The organism is Dysgonomonas sp. BGC7 (genome assembly GCF_001261735.1).
Taxonomy (GTDB): Bacteria; Bacteroidota; Bacteroidia; order Bacteroidales; family Dysgonomonadaceae; genus Dysgonomonas.
On record NZ_CVRP01000011.1, the window covers coordinates 96,575 to 116,603 of the forward strand.

At 37.0% G+C, this 20,029-nt stretch carries 7 protein-coding genes; 4 read left to right on the forward strand and 3 right to left on the reverse strand.

Going from position 1 to position 20,029, the window contains the following annotated elements; all coding sequences use genetic code 11:
* Nucleotides 1–8: 8 nt before the first annotated feature.
* A complete protein-coding gene (locus BGC7_RS12090) occupies nt 9–1,655 on the reverse strand; it encodes a RagB/SusD family nutrient uptake outer membrane protein (RefSeq protein WP_082206701.1) in 1,647 nt (548 codons plus the stop codon).
* Between the two features lie 13 nt (nt 1,656–1,668).
* Nucleotides 1,669–4,686 carry a SusC/RagA family TonB-linked outer membrane protein gene (locus BGC7_RS12095; protein ID WP_050701877.1) on the reverse strand — a complete coding sequence of 1,006 codons (3,018 nt, stop codon included), beginning with the start codon at nt 4,684–4,686 and terminating at the stop codon, nt 1,669–1,671.
* Nucleotides 4,687–5,015: 329 nt separating this feature from the next.
* Between BGC7_RS12095 and BGC7_RS12100 the strand changes: the two genes are divergently transcribed.
* On the forward strand, nt 5,016–8,933 hold the full coding sequence (locus BGC7_RS12100; RefSeq protein WP_050701860.1) for a hybrid sensor histidine kinase/response regulator transcription factor: 3,918 nt from the start codon (nt 5,016–5,018) through the stop codon (nt 8,931–8,933).
* Nucleotides 8,934–8,943: 10 nt separating this feature from the next.
* Here the strand turns inward: BGC7_RS12100 and BGC7_RS12105 are convergent, their stop codons facing one another.
* Nucleotides 8,944–12,978, reverse strand: coding sequence for a hybrid sensor histidine kinase/response regulator transcription factor (locus BGC7_RS12105; RefSeq protein ID WP_050701861.1), 4,035 nt, complete (start codon nt 12,976–12,978; stop codon nt 8,944–8,946).
* Between the two features lie 449 nt (nt 12,979–13,427).
* On the opposite strand from BGC7_RS12105, the gene BGC7_RS12110 reads away from it, so the two are divergent.
* The 3 genes from BGC7_RS12110 to BGC7_RS12120 all read left to right on the forward strand — a co-directional run bounded on the left by BGC7_RS12110 (nt 13,428) and on the right by BGC7_RS12120 (nt 20,010).
* Nucleotides 13,428–14,951, forward strand: a complete 1,524-nt coding sequence (locus BGC7_RS12110; RefSeq protein WP_082206697.1) for a sulfatase family protein — start codon at nt 13,428–13,430, stop codon at nt 14,949–14,951.
* Nucleotides 14,952–15,043: 92 nt separating this feature from the next.
* Nucleotides 15,044–18,241 (forward strand): SusC/RagA family TonB-linked outer membrane protein, encoded by a 3,198-nt coding sequence (locus tag BGC7_RS12115; protein ID WP_082206699.1) that lies wholly within the window; start codon nt 15,044–15,046, stop codon nt 18,239–18,241.
* Nucleotides 18,242–18,258: 17 nt separating this feature from the next.
* On the forward strand, nt 18,259–20,010 hold the full coding sequence (locus BGC7_RS12120; RefSeq protein WP_050701862.1) for a RagB/SusD family nutrient uptake outer membrane protein: 1,752 nt from the start codon (nt 18,259–18,261) through the stop codon (nt 20,008–20,010).
* Nucleotides 20,011–20,029 lie beyond the last annotated feature (19 nt).

Below are 20,029 nucleotides of genomic sequence, written 5' to 3' on the forward strand. Positions count from 1 at the left end.
TTTATTTTTTATTTGGTAAAGGTTCGGCAATTAAGTAATGCGGGATTCAAATCCGACTCTCGTTTAGGAACGGGGAAATATCTCCTTATATCATTTTCTTTCAAATCGTTAGGATAGACTTTCCATTCGGAACTAAAATCGGCATTAGGATCTGTACTATTCTGCTTGCGCCACTCCGATTTTGTCTTGATCTGAGCGATGTAGCCATCCATCCGGTTTTTCCACAGCCCCATTCTTATAAGATCGGGACGTCTCGAACCTTCATTATTTAATTCGAACAGACGTTCGTCACAGATAGCGCTACGCAACCCTTCTTTCGAAGTGTAGTTTATCAGTTGTAGGTTATGCGTGGTGTTTTGGAAAGCACGTTCACGTATATTATTCACCAGATTCAAGGCATCCTGAGATGGTCCATTCAGTTCGTTTAATATTTCGGCTTTGCATAAGATGATATCGGCTAAACGCAAGATTACCATATTATTATTAGTGTTATAATTATAGCTTCCAGGACGCAAATATTTATATTTCTTGGTATAGGCAGCATCTAACTCAAGAGTCCTTTCCCCAGCGGAAGGAACATTCAAAGCATATACTTTTCCTACTTCTTCTATAGATGCAGGTATCCTATAATAGATAGGTTCATCGTATACGTTTTTAAAATTTGTCACCAACAATTCTGTAAAACGCTGATCGGCTTTATCAAATTTCCAAGCAAGTTCGAGAGGAACACTAAACAAATCCCAACCCATGTCGTAATTCCAAGGAGTAAAATTCATCCCTATATCAGAACTTCCATTTGGCAGATCTTTGCGTGAGCGTACAGCAAAAAGAATTTCATTGTTGTATAAAGTCTCGTCTTTCGACGGATCAAATACATTCCAAACTTTTGGCTGCAACGAATACACGCCTTTATCACGCAGTGTTAATACTTCATTTGCATAATGCAAAGCCGATTGCCATTTAGCCGTTGCATCTCCTCCATTAAGTCTGGTTCTACCGGCAGCACGCATGTATAATCGACAAAGCATACCATAGGTGGCCCCTAAAGTCGGACGCCCTGCATCTGCCGTAGTACCATAATCTTGAGGTAGAGAATTTTTTGCCATCAGCAAGTCATATTCTATTTGCTGCTCAATATCTTCGATAGAGGATGGCGGAATCTTGGTGTCGACAGCTATCTTACTGTTAACAATAAGAGGCACTGTATAAAACAGATCGGTTAACTGATAATAGGCAAATGCTCTCATAAAGTGAGCCTCAGCTATAAGTCTGTTTTTAGCAGGCTTAGCAGCGACAAATCTTTCGTCGGGTATAGTAGGAATATTATCAATAGCGATATTAGCCCTGCCCACCATTTGGTAGTACCCTAACCAAGAATTGGCAACATCACCGTTATCGCTCATTTTCAGCTCATTTAGCAGCTCTGTATCCATTTCTTTTTTAAAACATGCATCGGTAGTCATATCGTTGAGATAGAAAATAGCTCTTGCCGATACGGAATGTAAAGGCTGATAGATACCATTTACAGCTTCTATAGCATTATCTTGAGTCACAAAAGCATTTTGGTCGGTATAGGTATATATTACTTCATCCAAGTCGTTGCACGAATATATTATTCCGGCTAGAAACAATATGGTGATATATATTTTTTTCATAGTCATTAATGTTTTAGAAAGTTATTTTTGCTCCGAAATTAAACATCCTGTATGCCGGATAAGAACTAAAATCAAGCCCCTGTGACACAGCACTTCCTCCATTGGTACTAACATCGGGGTCGAAGCCCTTGTAGCCAGTTATAGTAATTAAATTCTGAGCACCGACAAATACCCTCATATTTTTAATATATTTGCTCATATTACCCCATTTTCGTAATGGTAAAGAATAGCCCATTTCTATATTCTGAAGTCTTACATAGCTGGCATCTTCCACAAAACGTGAATTGATATAAGAACCATACTTCATGCCGGCAAACTTATTATATCCGTTGCGAGGGATAGTTGTAGATGGATTTCGCTGTGTCCATCTGTCGGCAGATTCCTGTAATCTGTTCTGATCTTCGAGCAGAATACGAGTAAGATTTAGCAGTTCATTACCTATGGACGATTCTATGAAGAATGAGAAGTCGAAATCTTTATAAGTAAAATTGTTTCCTAAACCGATTATTACATCCGGATTGCCATCTCCAATTACCTTTCGGTCGTTATTAGTTATAATGCCATCTCCATCCAGATCTTTAAACTTAACATCTCCGGGTACAGAAGTCGGTTGAGCAGAATAAGTCTCTCCTGTCTGAATTATGCCATCGAAAACATATCCATATAGCGAGCTTAGAGGAAAACCTTCTTTGAGCATCACATATTCTTGAAATTCATAATTTCCATGAGGACGTAACGATTCGAAACGAGCTTCACCCTTATTCAGTTTCAGCACCTTATTTTTGTTTCGGGAAAGATTAAGAGATGTAGACCAACTCCAGTCTTTACTTTTCAGATTGTTTGATTTCACAAATAATTCGAACCCTTTATTTTCTATCTCCCCATTATTTCCCATCATAGTAGTCAATCCACCTGTAGAAGATGAAACAGCTATAGGGTTCAATAAATCTTTTGTCTTTTTACGATAGTAGTCAAAATTGACCTCGATACGCTTATTCAACAGCGAAAAATCAATTCCTAAATCGAGTTGTGCTGTAGACTCCCATTTCAAATTAGCATTTTCAGGATTGGAAGGAAACATACCTTTTACCAACACATCGCCACCTAAATATACGTCTCGCACCGAAAACTGGAATAAAGACTGATAGTAACGTATACCGTCATTACCTGTTATTCCGTAACTAGCTCTGAGTTTCAGATCGTAAAATGTAGGTTTAATAAAATTCATAAACGATTCGTCTCCAAGTTGCCACGCAAAAGATCCTGAAGGAAAATATCCCCATTTGTTGCCAGCACCAAAGTGAGAAGCTCCATCGGCTCTGAAAGAGGCATTAAATATATATTTATCATTCAATACATATTCGAGACGTGAAAAGAATGATTGCTTAGTGTTCTCAGCCTTACCCGAACCTATCCAGCCTATATTTTGAGCTAAGCCAATGTTATTGTAACCAAACTGGTCGGTAGAAAAACCGGTTGCCTGCATCTCGTTAGCCTCACTTACTAATTTGGTATGATTGAAACCTCCCAATAACTTTATGTCGTGCATATCTGCAAATTTCTGATGCCATGTAAGTAGTGCATCTAATTGGCCTTTATCGTATTGTTCGTTAGAAATAAAAGCTATTCCTCCTTCGGCCAATCCTACATTTGTAGACTGAGGATAATATTGTTGTTGTTTCGACTGGTCGTGACTATATGTATACTGTACTCTCGCTGTAAGTGATTTCAGAATATCTACTTCACTATACAATGTGGCATATACATTGTTACCGGTCTGCTTTTGATCCAGATCATTTATTTCATCAAATATAGCCGGCTTTCTTTCTCTCTCGCCAAATACATTCATACCATCAGGATATACCAAAGGTGAGAGCATAAATATGCGGTACATGATATTATTGTTCGCCGCATTAGTTCCCATATTCTGATATGTCTTCTTATTTTTCACCAAAAACATACTTGCTCCAAAACGAGCTGCGCTATTTAGTTTGTAATCAAGATTCATACGACCGCTAAAGCGATTATAATCTGTATTTAAAAGAATTCCCTCATCGTCAGTATAGTTTGCTGAAATAAACATGGTCATCCTATCACTACCTCCACTGATAGAAACCTGATGGCTCTGAGTCTGCCCATCGCGTGTAGTCAGTTTCAGCCAATCGGCACCTGCTCCTGTATATTTAAGTTGTTCTTCTGTATATGGTGGATTTCCTGAACTCCCATTATCTTCCCAAACCTTCATATTATAATTAATCACATCTCTCGCTCCCATCAATTCCCATGGGTTCTTCAATTTTTTGATAGAAGAATTATAAGAATATTCAACACTATATTGATCTCTTACTCCTCTTTTAGTAGTAATAAGAACTACTCCGTTTGCGCCCCTCGATCCGTAAATTGCGGTTGCTGCAGCATCCTTTAATATTTCTATAGATTGTATATCCTCCGGATTTATTTGGTAAGAATTATCTGTCTGAAAACCATCTATTACATAAAGCGGCTCGTTATTAGAACTTACTGACGAAGCTCCACGAACCCGTATAGATATACTTCCTCCGGGCTCTAAAGAGTTTTGTTTTACCTGTACTCCTGCCGCACGTCCTTTCAGAAATTGGGACATATCAGTTACTACCCCGGCTTTTATCTCGTTAGTTTTTAGAGAAGTGATGGCTCCTGCTAAATCCCGTTTTCGGGTAGTACCATATCCGACTACGACGACTTCGTCTATATCCATTGTTTCGGGCAACAATGTTATGTTTACAGAAGACATATTCTGTGTTACATCTATTTCTTGTGTAGCCATACCAATAAAAGAGACGACTAGGACTTGCCCAGAAGAAGCCTTAATCGTAAACTTACCATTGATATCGGTCGATTGTCCGTTGGTGGTTCCTTTTACTACAACCGAAGCTCCGGGCAACGGTTCCATAGAAGGAGATTCCAGAACAAGGCCATTTATTATTTGCTGCTGGGCAAAAGCCGGACAGCTAAATATGACCAGTAAAAGAAGATAATAAAGTTTTTTCATAGAAATTTTCATTTGAGGTTTATGCACAATTTGTTTTTCATTCTTCAGTATTTTAAAGATCTTATAGAAAATCTTCGCTTAACGGCATCATTACTTATGTATGTAAAAGTATTCTTTGATAATGTTAAATAAGTCTTGTATCGTCTAAAATACATCCTGATTTGTATAATTAGACATTTGCTACTATTTATTTATATTATATTTGACATAGTTTTGAGGGGAGGCTTCCGTTAAGGTCTCAAACCTATTTTTTGCTCATTCATGTATAGCACTAATTGTTGGTTAGGGTTTTTAAAATGCGGCATTAAATATTAATACGTACTTAATGTATGAAAAAACACACCGGCCTATTATCTATTTTTATATCTATATTGTTTTCATTGACTACAACAGGAAATAATAAGATCAATTATTATTTCAAACAGATTAATATAGAACAAGGTTTGTCTCAGTCGAGTGTAACTTCACTGATGAGAGACCACAGAGGTATTTTATGGATTGGTACCCGATCGGGGCTAAACAGCCTTGACAGAAACGAACTAAAATCGTATTTCAACGACAAGAAGAATAAGAAATCTCTACCGGGAAACTATATTTATCATATTGCAGAAGACTCGATCGGGAATATATGGATATCGGGGAATGGTGGATTAGCCATGTACAGTTACGAAAAAGATGAATTTACATTAATCACCCAAGAGGCTATCTTTACCTCAGCTCTTGTTGACAACGGTATCATCTTTGGAGGGAAAAAGGTCATTTACAAATACAGATATGATACAAAACAAATAGAGAATATATTTATCAAAGGTATTGACGATTTCAACGTATCTGAGGATTATGATATTATAGAACTACACAAAACAAAAGAAAACAAAGTATTGGTAGGAACCAGAGAAAAAGGGCTATTCTTATGTGACCTGCCGAATAAACAAATAAACAAGTTGTCTTTTGGCACATTTCCCGGTCTTATGTCTATGTACGTTGACAATGACAAGTATATATACATATCCGTCTATAAGAAAGGTTTGTATTGTATAGACCACACCGGCAAACAAATAGCACACTATACAACTGAAAACTCACAACTAAATAACGATATTATTCTGGATATAACCGAAAAGGACGGAAATATCTGGATGGCAACAGACGGCGGTGGAATAAATATACTGAACAAAAAGAATAAGTCATTCTCTGCAATACAGCATATACCCGGCGATGCTGCTTCTCTTCCTGTAAACTCTATCACAGTATTGTATAACGACAGAGGGAACAACTTATGGGCAGGAAGCGTAAGAGGAGGGTTGCTGGGAATAAAAGAGACACACATCAATGTATATAAAGATGTAACATTGAGTAACACGAACGGAATCAGTGAAAAGGTCGTAATAAGCCTTTTTGAGGACGAGGAGGAAATATTATGGATTGGAACGGATGGTGGCGGAATAAACGCATACAATCCTCATTCAGGACAGTTTAAACATTTCACATCTACATATGGAGATAAGATAGCATCTATCACAGATCTGTCAAAGAGTGAACTTTTAATATCCGTATATGGCAAAGGAGTGTTTTCGTTCAATAAATCGACCGGAGTATACAAGCCTTTTACAATTATAGACAAAGCAACAAATGCAAGAGAATGTTTTTCAGGCTTCCTTCCTTTGGTACATCGGGTAGCCGATGACAAAATCTACATCCTTTCTCAAAAAGCAATAATATATAATCCTATCAAGAAAAATTTCAGTTATGTAAAAGTAGACGAAAATAAGATAAATCCGAGTGCAATGTATCTTACATATACTGATAAAAATAGTTCTTTTCTAATAAAAAAGAATCAGGTCTTCGAAATCAAACAACAGGATGATAGCCTGCGTATATTATTTTCTTTACCACCTCAGGAAGTTATAAACTCGGCATGCTACGATGGCAAAGGAATATTTTGGATAGGCTCCAATCAGGGTTTAAGCTATTTTGATATAAACAGAAATGTACAAAAGCGAATAGACACCAACCTATTTACCAATATATCCAACTTGTTTTTAGACAAAAACGGTAAATTATGGATCAGTGCGCAAAATATGCTTTTCTCTTACATAATAGATGAAAAACGATTTATAATATGGGGCGAATCGGATGGCTTCTCTTCTAATGAAGTACTGTTTATGTATCAAAAGCCTTCAATCACAGAAAACATATATCTGGGAGGAACAAACGGCCTTGTGAAGATAAACAAAAATATCTCGTACGACGACGCCACTCATCCCAACATACAATTATCGGATATTATACTCAATGGAAAATCCTATCTGAGCAAGAGAGATAAAAATAAGATTCTCTCGGTACCATCCGGCTACACTTCGTTGGAGATAAAAGTGAACCTGAACGAAAAAGATGTATTTCAGAAAACTTTGTTCAGATATAGTATAGAGGGTACAAATAATCTGTATATAGAATCATATAATCATAACCTAAGCCTGCCTCTTCTTCCTCCCGGAAATTATTTGATAAAAGTCTCATGCAATACCAAAAGTGGAGAATGGACTAATCCGGTAACGATAGTATCACTTACTGTATCGCCGCCCTGGTATAAGACCTCAATGTTTTTCAGTATGGCTCTACTCTGTCTTATATTTCTTATCATCTATATTTCATATGCGATTATAAAGAAAAAAGAACGCAGGCTAAAATGGAGAATGCGGGCATACGAACAGACTATAAACGAAGAAAAAATACGCTTCCTTATCAATATCAGTCATGAACTAAGAACCCCTCTATCACTTATCTATGCTCCTCTGAAAAGATTGCTGGACAACAACGATGCTATAAAGGACAATATTTTAAAGAAGCAACTTTCAGCCATATTTAGACAAGCTGCACAGATGAAAGACATCATCAATATGGTACTCGACATCAACAAGTCGGAAGCAGGCTTGGAAGCATTACAAATGTTTCCCCATTCATTAAATACCTGGATAAAGAAGATAATTGAAGATTTCAGTACCGAATTTGAAGAACGAAACATCAAAATAATCTACGATCTCGACAACAGCATAGAGCAGGTATGGCTGGATGAGGCTAAGTCAAGAATTGTACTCTCCAACCTATTGATGAATGCATTAAAGTTTAGTGAACCCGATACCGAAATAACAGTATCTACGATCAATGAAGGCAATAATGCAAAAATCTCTATCGCCGATCAGGGAATAGGACTGAACAATGTTGATATCAATAAGCTATTTACCCGTTTTTATCAAGGCAATCACAACAAGAAAGGAAGTGGTATAGGACTTTCGTATGCGAAAAAACTAATAGAGAAACAAGGCGGAACAATAGGTGCATACAACAACGAGCAAGGCGCTACATTTTTCTTCGAACTCCCATTGCAACCCAATATGAAAATACAAAATGTTTCGGAAATAGAACAAACTATAGATGAAATAGCTTCGACACAAGGGTCTAGCGATTCTATATTCCTTACTGATTCATATTCCCTCCTAATTGTAGAAGACAATGCCGATTTTCGTAATTTTCTGAAAGATTCTTTAAGTAACATTTTCAAAAATGTATATACATCAGAAAACGGGAAAGACGCAATCAACAAAATAGAAGATAAGCATCCTGATATAATAGTAAGTGATGTGATGATGCCTCAAGTGAATGGCTACGAGCTTTGTCGGTATGTAAAGAGTAACATAGACATAAGTCATATTCCAGTAATTCTATTAACTGCACGCAGCGATGCGGACAGTACCTATTTAGGGTACAAACTAGGAGCAGACTCCTATTTGTCTAAACCTTTTGATGTGAAGGTATTGATCGCAGTAATAAGAAACCTTCTGAAAAACAAAGAAGCTATAAAATTGAAATATAAGAAAAGTGTGGACGGCCTGTCCCCGGCTGATATTACATTCAGTAATGCGGATGAAGAATTTATGACCAAACTGAAAAGCCTTATCGACACTAACATGAGTAATCCTGATCTGGATGTAAAATTCCTCACCGATAATATGGCTATGAGCAGAGCATCTCTTTACAACAAAGTAAAAGCCCTGACTGATATGGGAGTAAATGACTACATAAATAAATTGAGAATAGAGCGTGCTATATTCCTTTTGCTTAAATCAGACTATGGCATCACTGAAATAGCCTACGAAACAGGGTTTACCTATCAGCGCTATTTCAGTACGATGTTTAAACAGATAACAGGAACAACTCCGTCTGAGTATAGAAGAATCAACAGATAGTTACAGAACTCTATTCCTCACTTATATTATCACCTCTATATTGGAGCGGGCGAATATGATAGATATCTTTAAAGCATTTACTAAAATAACGGGGAGAATTAAAGCCTACTATTATAGATATTTCGGAGATAGTCAGTTCAGGATTGTTCTTCAATAAAAGGGCAGCCTTCTTCAAGCGTATTATCAATATAAAGTCGTTAGGAGTCTGCCCTGTAATACTCTTCAACTTAGTAAACAATTTGGAACGGGACATTCCTATTTCCGATGCAAAATCATTTACTGAGAATTCGGAATTATCGAGATTATTTTCGACTATAGAAGTAGCCTTATCCAAAAAACTCTTGTCCAGAGCATTAGTCGCTAACATTTGAGGTGTAACCTGTGGCTGTTTACTAAATTTCTCCTGAAGAACAATACGACTATTTACCAAATTGTTACATCTGGAAATAAGAATACTTACATTAAATGGTTTAGCAATATAATCATCTGCACCTATACGCAATCCCTCTATATTATATTCTACAGAAGCTCTAGCAGTGAGTAATACGACAGGAATATGACATGTTTCGATATTCGATTTTATATTTTTGCACAATTCTGTTCCTGTCATTTTTGGCATTACGATATCACTAAGTACTATATTAGGCATTTCCGCATTTACTTTCTCCAAACCTTCTTCTCCATCGGCGGCTGTTACAATTTCATAAAACGGTTCGAAGATACCAACCAACATGTCTCTGAGAGATTCGTTATCCTCTACAATCAGCATTTTTGCTCCTTTTATGTGCTCTTGCAAATACATGTCGCTCTCAGCATCTTCAAGTTCTTCGGTTTGCACAAGAGGTAGGTCCTGTCTATTTTCATCCAGACTTGTACCATCACCTCCCTCTTCACTTATTTCATTTTCGGAAAAATGACTTTTCCCTAGCTTCAATCTTACACGAAAGACCGAACCTTCATTCAGTGAACTCTCTATTTCTATTTCGCCATGATGTAGCTCAACAACACCTTTCGACAATGCCAATCCAATTCCAGTACCTGTATTTGCCGATTCGGGCATATCAATCTGATAGAAACGCTCAAATATTTTATTTAATTCTTTACCGGCTATTCCTACCCCTGTATCTGTTACCTCTATTATTATTTCTTTCTCAGTCTTTATTATGTTTATAGAAATAGTGTCACCCGGATTAGTATATTTAAAAGCATTGGATAGAAGATTGTTGAGGACTTTTTGCATTTGCTTTTCATCATACCATACTTTTATATCTTCATCATTCTTATTGAATATAAAATTTATCTGCTTCATGGCAGCATATTCTTCAAACAACAAATAATTTCCATACAAGAAGTCCACTATATTGTGTTCAGAGACAATTATATGCATATGTCCCTGCTCTTGCTTCCTAAAGTCAAGCAATTCGGAGATTAGCTCTTTCATCTGCAAGCTATTATTGTATACCTTCAATATCTTATTATATACCCCCGGTGTGAAACGTTGTACATTCAGCAAAAGTTCCAGTTGCCCCACAATAAGAGTCAACGGGGTTCTGAATTCGTGAGATATATTTGTAAAGAAACGAAGTTTAGCCTGATTCAGGTCTTCAATATCTTGTAAATGTCGCTGTTCGTATTCCAAAGACGCTTGCAACTTTATTCGCTGCTTATAGGAACGGATAAAATAAAACAAAATAGAGGCAACAAGTATAATGTAAATAAAATATGCCAATGTTGTCTTATAGAATGGAGGTAATACCTCTATATTGAGGCTGGCTTCCTCCACATTAGAGTTATCGGGATTGCTGCTTCTGATGGTAAGCACATATTTTCCCGGACTGAGATTAGTATATGTTATATTATTTAGGTCTCGTACGGGTGTCCATTCGTCAGAAAAGCCCTCGAGACGATATACTAATTCATCCTTATTGGCCAGAATATAATTTGACGTTGCAAATTCAATATTAATTATCGAATGATTACTTTTCAATGTAATAGCAGTTGTTTCCGAAAACGAATTATCGAGAATACCACTTTCATCTCCGGTCTTCACTTCTTCTCCATTGATAAATAACTTTGAAAAAACAATATTATAGGGCTTCTTCGTAAAACTAAGATTTCGTTCGTGAAAAGACACCATTCCTTCTACTCCCCCGAGAAATATTTCCTTATCCTGAGTCAGATATAAAGCATTTTCGTTAACAGCAGACAAAGGAAATCCATTTCTTTTACTATAGTTGTGAAACTGCTTTTTCTCCAGATCGAAAGTAGAGAATCCCATATTGGTGATAACAAGCAGTTCACCGGGACGAGATTCACAGACATTATACACACAGTCGCTGGATAAACCATTTTCCTGAGAATCGAAATTTTCAAAATCATTGGTTTCGTATCTGTACATATCCAATCCCCGACCAGAGGTGCAGAAGTAAAGATTATTGTTACTATCCTGCGTTATACTATTAATATTATTATTGCTTATACTTTTAGGATCAGCAGGATCGTGACGATAATTAATCAACTTTTGAGTAATAAAATCATAAGCAAACACACCTTCTCCTAAAACAGAAATCCATAACGTTTTCTTATGGTCTACATAGATATCGAATACATTTTTGACCAAGAGATTGGTTTTGTCATCTTTGAATAAAGAAACACTCTTTCCTGTCTTGGAATCGAAAATGTAAACACCATTGCCAGTGGCTAAAATCAACTTATCGTCATATGGTTCAATATCGCGAACAATGTCTGTGAACACAGAAGTAGAATCGGTGCGGCTATGCCGGTAATGAGTAAATTTATTTGTCCGTAGATCCAATCGGTTCAGACCTCCCAAATGCGTACCAAACCACATAAGGTCATTTTCTTTATCATAATATATAGCCTTCACATTATTTTCGGAAATACTATTCCCCTTACTATCGGGACGATACCACTTGAATGTTTTAGAGGTTCTACTATATACATTTACTCCACTGCCTTCAGTACAGATCCATAGATTTTTATGCTTATCTTCGACCATTCGCCCGACAATAGGTGAACTCAGCCCATTTTTTTCATCTAACGCAGGTTTGTACCATGTATATATTTCATATTCGGGGTTGAAGTAATTTACTCCACCAAAATAAGTCCCAAGCCACAATGTTCCCTGATGATCTTTTATAATACACCAAATAGAAGAATTGGTAAGTCCATCCGGTTTATTATTCACTCGATAATGCCTGAACTCTCCTGTATGTTTATTGTATTTATCCAGTCCGGTAAATGTTCCAATCCAGATATTGCCTTGATTATCTTCACAACAAGATCTGACAAAATTGGACATAATACTATTCCTGTCATTCGCATTATTCACAAAGTTTGTCACATTTCCCTTAGATATCATAAACAACCCATGTTCCCAGCTGCCAATCCAAATATCACCGGAAGAATCTTCATAAATACCGGCAATACTACTTTTTATAGAAATAATATGTTCTATCTGTTTATTACTCTTTAAGATATAGACTCCATCATTTGTTGTACCTACATATAAAGTTCCATATTCGTCCATATGTAAAGCAGAGATAGACAACTTGGGAGAATTGAAGTGATAATACAGCTCAAACTTTCCGGTCTTATCATCAAAGGTATATACCTCATTACCCTTACCAATAAACAGTTTATTATGATAATGCACAGCAGTAATATCCACATCCTCCCACAAAGTAGTGAACCTGTCATGCTTCATATCATATTCACAAATCCCCTCTGTGGTTAATACAAATATTTTACCTTTCTGATCACCTGCTAGTCTGAATATATTATTACAAAATAAACTATTGGGATCATTTTTCCTCAACTTGTAGGTTTTTATACCATTACCATTATACCTGTTGAGACCTTCTCGGGTGCCAATCCATATAAATCCAATCTCATCCTTATACATGGTGACAGCTGAAGACTGAGAAAGACCATCATCTGTAGTTAAATGATGGAATGTAATATCCTGTGCCAAGATATTAGAAAATATACAGCTAAATATTATTATAAAAAGGGTCTTTTGCAATCGTCCTCCTTCTCCCTCTGCGGGACTTATGTTTTACTGGTTAATATACATAGTATTATTTCAACTAGGCAATGCAATATTAATAGTTTGAAATGACATAAATGGCCTCTTTATACTCCATTTTCTTTTTTTAATACAGGCACACAGAAAATATTAACATAAATTAACAACCAGAAAGTATTAGAAGATAGTATTACGCAACTTGGACTATTTTGTACGTTTTTTACCATTTTTTACCCCCTATTATGACATCTTATAATATACTTTTGTTTAAATAAGAATGTAAAGAACCTGCAATATCATCATGAAAGTAAAAAAAACACAATATTCCTTATTTTATATTATTGGAATAGCAATTAATACTTTTGCATGTGATACAGAAAAAACTCTTAAGATTATTTTTTGGCAATAAAATCATCAGCAACCCCGCATCGAAGCAAAAGAGAATTATGACTAAATCATCAATAATATCATCAGTAATAACAGGTATTTGTTTCTCAGGAAGCTTATATGCTCAAACAGACAAACACCCAAATGTTATATACATATTCCCCGATCAGTTCAGAAATCATGCTATGCAGTTCTGGAACAACAAAGGGTTTAAGGAGCATGTAGACTTTGTTGCCGATCCTGTACATACACCCAATATAGATAAGTTTGCAAAAGAATCGGTTGTATTATCCTCTGCACAAAGCAATTGCCCTCTTAGCAGTCCGCACAGAGGGATGTTCCTTACAGGAATGTACCCTGACAAAAGCGGTATAACCCTCAACTGTAATGAGAGCAGACCTATCAGTTCGCTGAACAAAGAAGCAACTACTATCAGCGATGTTTTCAACAACAACGGATATCAATGTGCCTATATAGGAAAGTATCATGCCGATTTTCCAACCCCTAACAATCCTCAGAATCCGGGAACTTATGTGAGTGACGAAAAACCGGTCTGGGATGCCTACACATCTCCAGAACATCGTCATGGCTTTAGTTATTGGTACTCTTATGGAACTTTCGATGTACACAAATCGCCTCATTATTGGGACACAGAGGGAAAAAAACACGAAATAAAAGAATGGAGTCCTAAGCATGAGGCCGACAAAGTAATAGAATATCTGAAAGAAAAACGTAGTGCTGACAAACCATTCTTCTTGGTTTGGAGTATAAATCCTCCTCACAGTCCCTACAGATCGGTTAATGATTGCATGGAGGAAGACTATAACTTATATAAAGATATACCACTCAGCGAATTATTAATACGTCCTAATGTAAATCCTGCTCTGAAAGAAAAACAAGAGTGTGCACCTTTCTATTTTGCATCCGTAACGGGAGTAGACAGAGAATTTGGAAGGGTATTGGAAGCTTTAAAAGAATTGAACTTAGACAAAAATACTATTGTTGTTTTCTCTTCCGATCATGGAGAAACAATGGCCAGTCATGTACTGGATCCCAAAAACTCTCCATACACAGAGTCGATGAATGTACCTTTCATCGTACGTTACCCTAAAGTATTGAAACCACAGGTGAGCCCATTGTTACTCTCCTCGCCGGATATTATGCCAACATTATTGTCTCTGTCCGGATTAAAGAAAGAAATACCTGAAGAAGTACAAGGTAAAGACCTATCAAGCTATCTAAAAAGAAAAAACTCAAAAAAAGGAATGCCTCAAGGAGTTCTCTATATAAGAAATGTGGATGGAGAAAAAACCAAGGAAGGAATAGTCACATCATACTTTCCAGTAGCAAGAGGAATAAAGACAGAACGCTATACTTTAGCCATCACAATAGACAAGAAAAAACAAATAAAAGACATATTATTTTTTGACGACAAACAAGATCCTTATCAATTAAATAACCTGTCAGTAGAAGAACATAAAACTGAATTCGAAATACTTTGCAAGCAAATGGGCCTATTGCTCAAAGAGGCCGGAGATCCATGGTATAAAGAAAAGATCTTATCTGATAAGATTATATATTAAACTAAAACACTATCAAAAACTAAAACCGTATGACAAAACATCAATCAACTTTTCATTTTAGACAATCAAAATATAACCTTAAATAATTTTTTATGAAAAAAAAGCGAATGTTATTTAAAACTATTCTCCTCTTTTTATTCATTTTCTCAACCTCCACTTTAAGCGCACAAGTGCTTATCACCGGTCAGGTAGTAGATGAAAAAGGAGAAACTCTCATAGGTGTTACTATAAAAGTAAAAAATGATGAGAAAAAGGGTACTGTAACTGATATAGACGGAAAATTCAGTATCAGCGTAGCTAAGAAAACCGATATACTGATGTTTTCATACGTTGGATATACCCCATTAGAAAAACAAGTAACCCCAGCAAAACCGATGTCTATAGCAATGGTAGAAGATTCCAAATTTTTGGATGAAGTTGTGGTTATAGGTTATCAGAATATCCGCAGACGCGACCTTACAGGATCTGTAGCCAAAGCAAATCTGGATGATATGCTCAAAGCCCCTGTTCCTAGTTTCGACCAAGCCTTGGCCGGACGTCTTGCAGGTGTTCAGGTTTCGTCTTCGGAAGGTACTCCCGGAGGAACTATGAATATAGTTATTCGAGGTAATAACTCAATCACACAAGAGAATTCTCCGTTATATGTTATTGATGGCTTTCCGGTAGAAGATCCAACAGTTAGTGCATCTATCAACCCTAACGACATAGAATCTATCGATGTCTTAAAAGATGCATCAGCCACAGCTATTTATGGAGCTCGTGGAGCTAATGGTGTGATTATGATTACCACGAAGAAAGGGAAAGTAGGAGCACCTCAAATCAATTACGATTTCAGTGCAGGAGTACAATGGTTATCCAACAAAATAAAGATGATGGATGCCTATGAGTTTGTAAAACTTCAGTCGGAAATATATACAACAGCAGAAATGTCAGGAAATTTTGGTTATTACCAAACTTACGAAGGACATACTTATTCTCTCGAAGACTATCGCAATGTTCCTCAATACGACTGGCAAGACAAAATATTTCGCGATGCCTGGCAACAGAGCCACAATCTGTCAGTCACAGGAGGAACTACAGAAGCCAGATATAATGCTTCTCTATCGTACTTTGACCAAAATGGTATAGTTTTGAGATCTAACTATAATAAGATGCAAGGACGACTTGGGTTTAACGTAAGAAAGAAAAAACTTAACACAAACCTATCAGTCAATTACAACAGATCGGTAACCACAGGAGCAAGCCCTTCGCAGAACTCATATAGCGGGATGAACAACCTCTTTTATAGTGTATGGGGATATCGCCCGGTAACTCAACCAAGTACACCTTTGTCAAGCCTGCTAGACAATATTAGGGATGAGGGCATAGAAACAGTAAACGATTATCGTTTCAATCCTATTATGTCTCTTCAAAATGACTATCGGAAAAACTATATAACTTATCTACAGTTTAACGGTTTTGCCGAATACGAAATAATAAACAACCTCAGACTAAAAGTTTCGGGAGGATATACCACAGACAACAGACGTGGCGAAACATTCAACAACTCTAAAACCCGCTATGGATATCCAGGATCGACCAGTGGAGTGAATGCAACACTTACAACTTCAGAAAAGGCTACGTGGCTGAATGAAAATACCATATCTTATAGCAAGACATTCAACAAAAAGCATAATATAAACGGAGTAGCAGGTATTACTGCACAAGAATCCTTATATAAATACAACAGCGTATCGACAATACAAATTCCTTACGAGTCTCTTGGTATGGCAGGTATGGATCAAGGAACACCAAGTATCATAGATGCTGTTATACAAAGTGAGTCACTATTATCTTATTTAGGCAGATTCAACTATGACTATGCTTCTAAATATTATCTTACAGCATCGTTTCGTGCCGACGGTTCTTCTAAGTTTGATAAAAGTAACAGATGGGGATATTTCCCTTCCATGTCAGCCGCATGGACATTTACTGAAGAATCATTCCTAAAAGACAAAAAAACGATACTAGATTCTGGTAAATTCCGCTTCGGATGGGGACAGACTGGTAATAACCGTATAGGGGCTTACGACCGATTCGCTCGTCTGGATATGCTTTTTGCTACTTCGGGAAATTATACCACACCTAATGGTGTTTCGCATGGAGTATATCCTGTAGGCAATAATGTAAACTCGGTAGGTGTAGTTCCTATCAGCCTTCCTAACAAAGGATTGAAATGGGAAACAACTTCACAGACCAATGCAGGTATAGACCTAGTTTTTTTGAAAGATCGTATAAATTTCACAGCAGACTGGTATGACAAGACTACCTCCGATCTATTGTTCTTTACAGAACTACCTTTATCTTCCGGATACGGAGGCGCAATGAGAAATATTGGTAAAGTTCGTAATAGAGGATGGGAATTTACAATTAATACAATGAATGTGAATACAAAAGATTTCAAATGGTCATCTAACTTCAATATTGCATTTAATACTAATAAGGTTTTAAATCTGGCAGAAAATGTAGAGTCAAAAACAACTATTGCTACATTCGACCAGAATTTCAACTCCACACCAAGTTATATTGCCAAAGTGGGTATGCCTATCGGCATGATGTACGGATACTTGTATGATGGTACGTATAAATTGGAAGAGTTCGATTATGTAGGAGGGAACTATATATTAAAACCGGGAATAGCTAATTATTCGTCAGAAGCTAATACTCAACCCGGATATCCTAAATATCGTGATATAAACGGAGATGGGGTTATTGACTCTAACGACCGTACTATTATCGGACGTGGAGATCCTAAGCATATTGGAGGTTTCACAAACAACTTTGAGTATAAGGGCTTCGACTTAAGTGTTTTCCTACAATGGAGTTACGGAAATGATATATTAAATGCGAATCGTTTGATGTTCGAAAACGGGTTCAATAAGAAAAAAGACTTAAATCAGTTTGCTTCTTATGCCAATCGTTGGACATTCGACAATCCGAATAGTGATATTCCTCGAGTAAGCTCATCTTCTTCCAATTTGGTTATGTCTTCACGTATAGTCGAAGACGGATCGTATCTTCGTATCAAAACTATAGCACTAGGATATACCATCCCGGCCAAACTATTGAAGAAATTGCAAATAAGCAAAGCTCGTGTTTATGTATCGGCTCAAAACCTTTATACATTTACAAATTATTCAGGCTACGATCCTGAAGTATCAATTAAGAATAATGCTCTTACTCCGGGACTCGACTTCTCTGCTTACCCACGATCAGCATCATTCAACTTTGGATTAAATCTTAGTTTTTAATATAAAAAAGACGAAATATGAAAACTATAAAATATATTATATTATCCCTGTTTCTGGTCGTAAGCATCACATCGTGTAGCGATTTCCTCGACAAGGAACCAAACGGAGAATTGACTCCCGAAACCTATTTTAATAACGAAAACGAACTAAACAGTTTCTTGCTAGGCGTGTATAGCCCTCTTATGCAAGAGTTCTTTTATGGCAGTTATTATCCTCTGTATATAGCAGGAGGTGACGATCTTACATTCTATCAGCGTTCTACTGCTTATACAAGTATATTGTGTGCTAATGCAAATAGTGGAACAGCAGATATTACTACATTTTGGAGAGTTTTATACGAAGGCATAAACAGAGCCAATATGCTCCTTGAAGGAGCAGACAAGAATCCAGAAATAAGCTCTACTGCACGCGAAAAAGTAAAAGCTCAGGCGCTGTTTCTTCGTTCATTCTATTATTTTCACCTTATACAAGGTTGGGGAGATGTTCCATTCAAGCTGGAGTCTACCAAAAGTGTAGAAGGGCTAAGCATCCCTCGTACTAATAAACAAGTAATTTATGACCAAATAATAACAGATATAGAAACTGCAATTCCTCTTCTGTCAAGAGCAGATGAGCTGAATCCGATCTCAGCAGAGGGTAAATCGACCGGTCATATGGGAACAATCAGCCAAACAGCAGCACAAGGAATTTTGGCTCGTATCTATCTTTTCAGAGCAGGAGAACATTATCGAGACAATCTGCCGGCAGATGCAAATGTTCCTAAATACTTCGAACGGGCTAAACATTGGGCAGAGCAAGTAAAATTGAGTAAGTTACACGACCTTACACCTTCATACAGCAGAGTTTTTCTCGATCTGAGTGAAGACAAATATAACAGCAGCGGTATGCGCGAAAGTATGTGGGAAGCCGAAGAAGCAGGAAACAGAGTAAACTCCCCTAATTATTCAGCCGGAAGAATCGGGAATACAATAGGATTCGGAAGTACTCAGGACTATTCTGCGTCAGACACATACAAAAATGAAATAGGAATGAAAAATCCCGGATACAGCTATAGATTTGCTTATGCATCTCTTAAGCTATACGAAATGTACGAAAAGGCCAAAGATACTGAAAGAGGAAACTGGAATATAGCTCCTTACGAGTATAATTACGGAACATCTCCGGGTGCAGGACAACCTGCTCCTGTCATAGGACGTATCTACTATGATGGAAAACGCCCTGACGGATTAACCAGCGTAGATGGCATGCCTTGTACAGACTACACAGCAACACAAAGCGTTAACAAAACTCGATGTGCAGCTAAATACCGTCGCGAGCATGAGGTAGTAGCACCAAAGAACAAAAATTACACACCTATTAACTTTCCCATACTACGTTATAGCGATGTGTTACTTATGTTAGCTGAAGCCGAAAATGAAATTAATGGACCTACTACATTAGCTTATGAGTGTATAAATGAAGTACGTGACAGAGCCGGACTCAAAACACCTTTATCAGGCTTAAGTCCCGAAGAATTTAGAGATGCAGTAAAAGATGAACGAGCAATGGAGCTATGCTTCGAAGGATTGCGCCGTTGGGATCTCATTCGTTGGGGGGAGTTTTACTCAAAAATGCAAGACATGGTAAACTATACATCTCGTGAAGGATGGAATAGCGGACACCGATATGCTGCAAACTACTATAAAGTAACACCTAACTATGTTTATTTTCCTATTCCCGATTGGGAAATATCTACCAACAAAGCTATAACACAAAATACTGGTTGGTAAAACTATTTAATATAAAAAA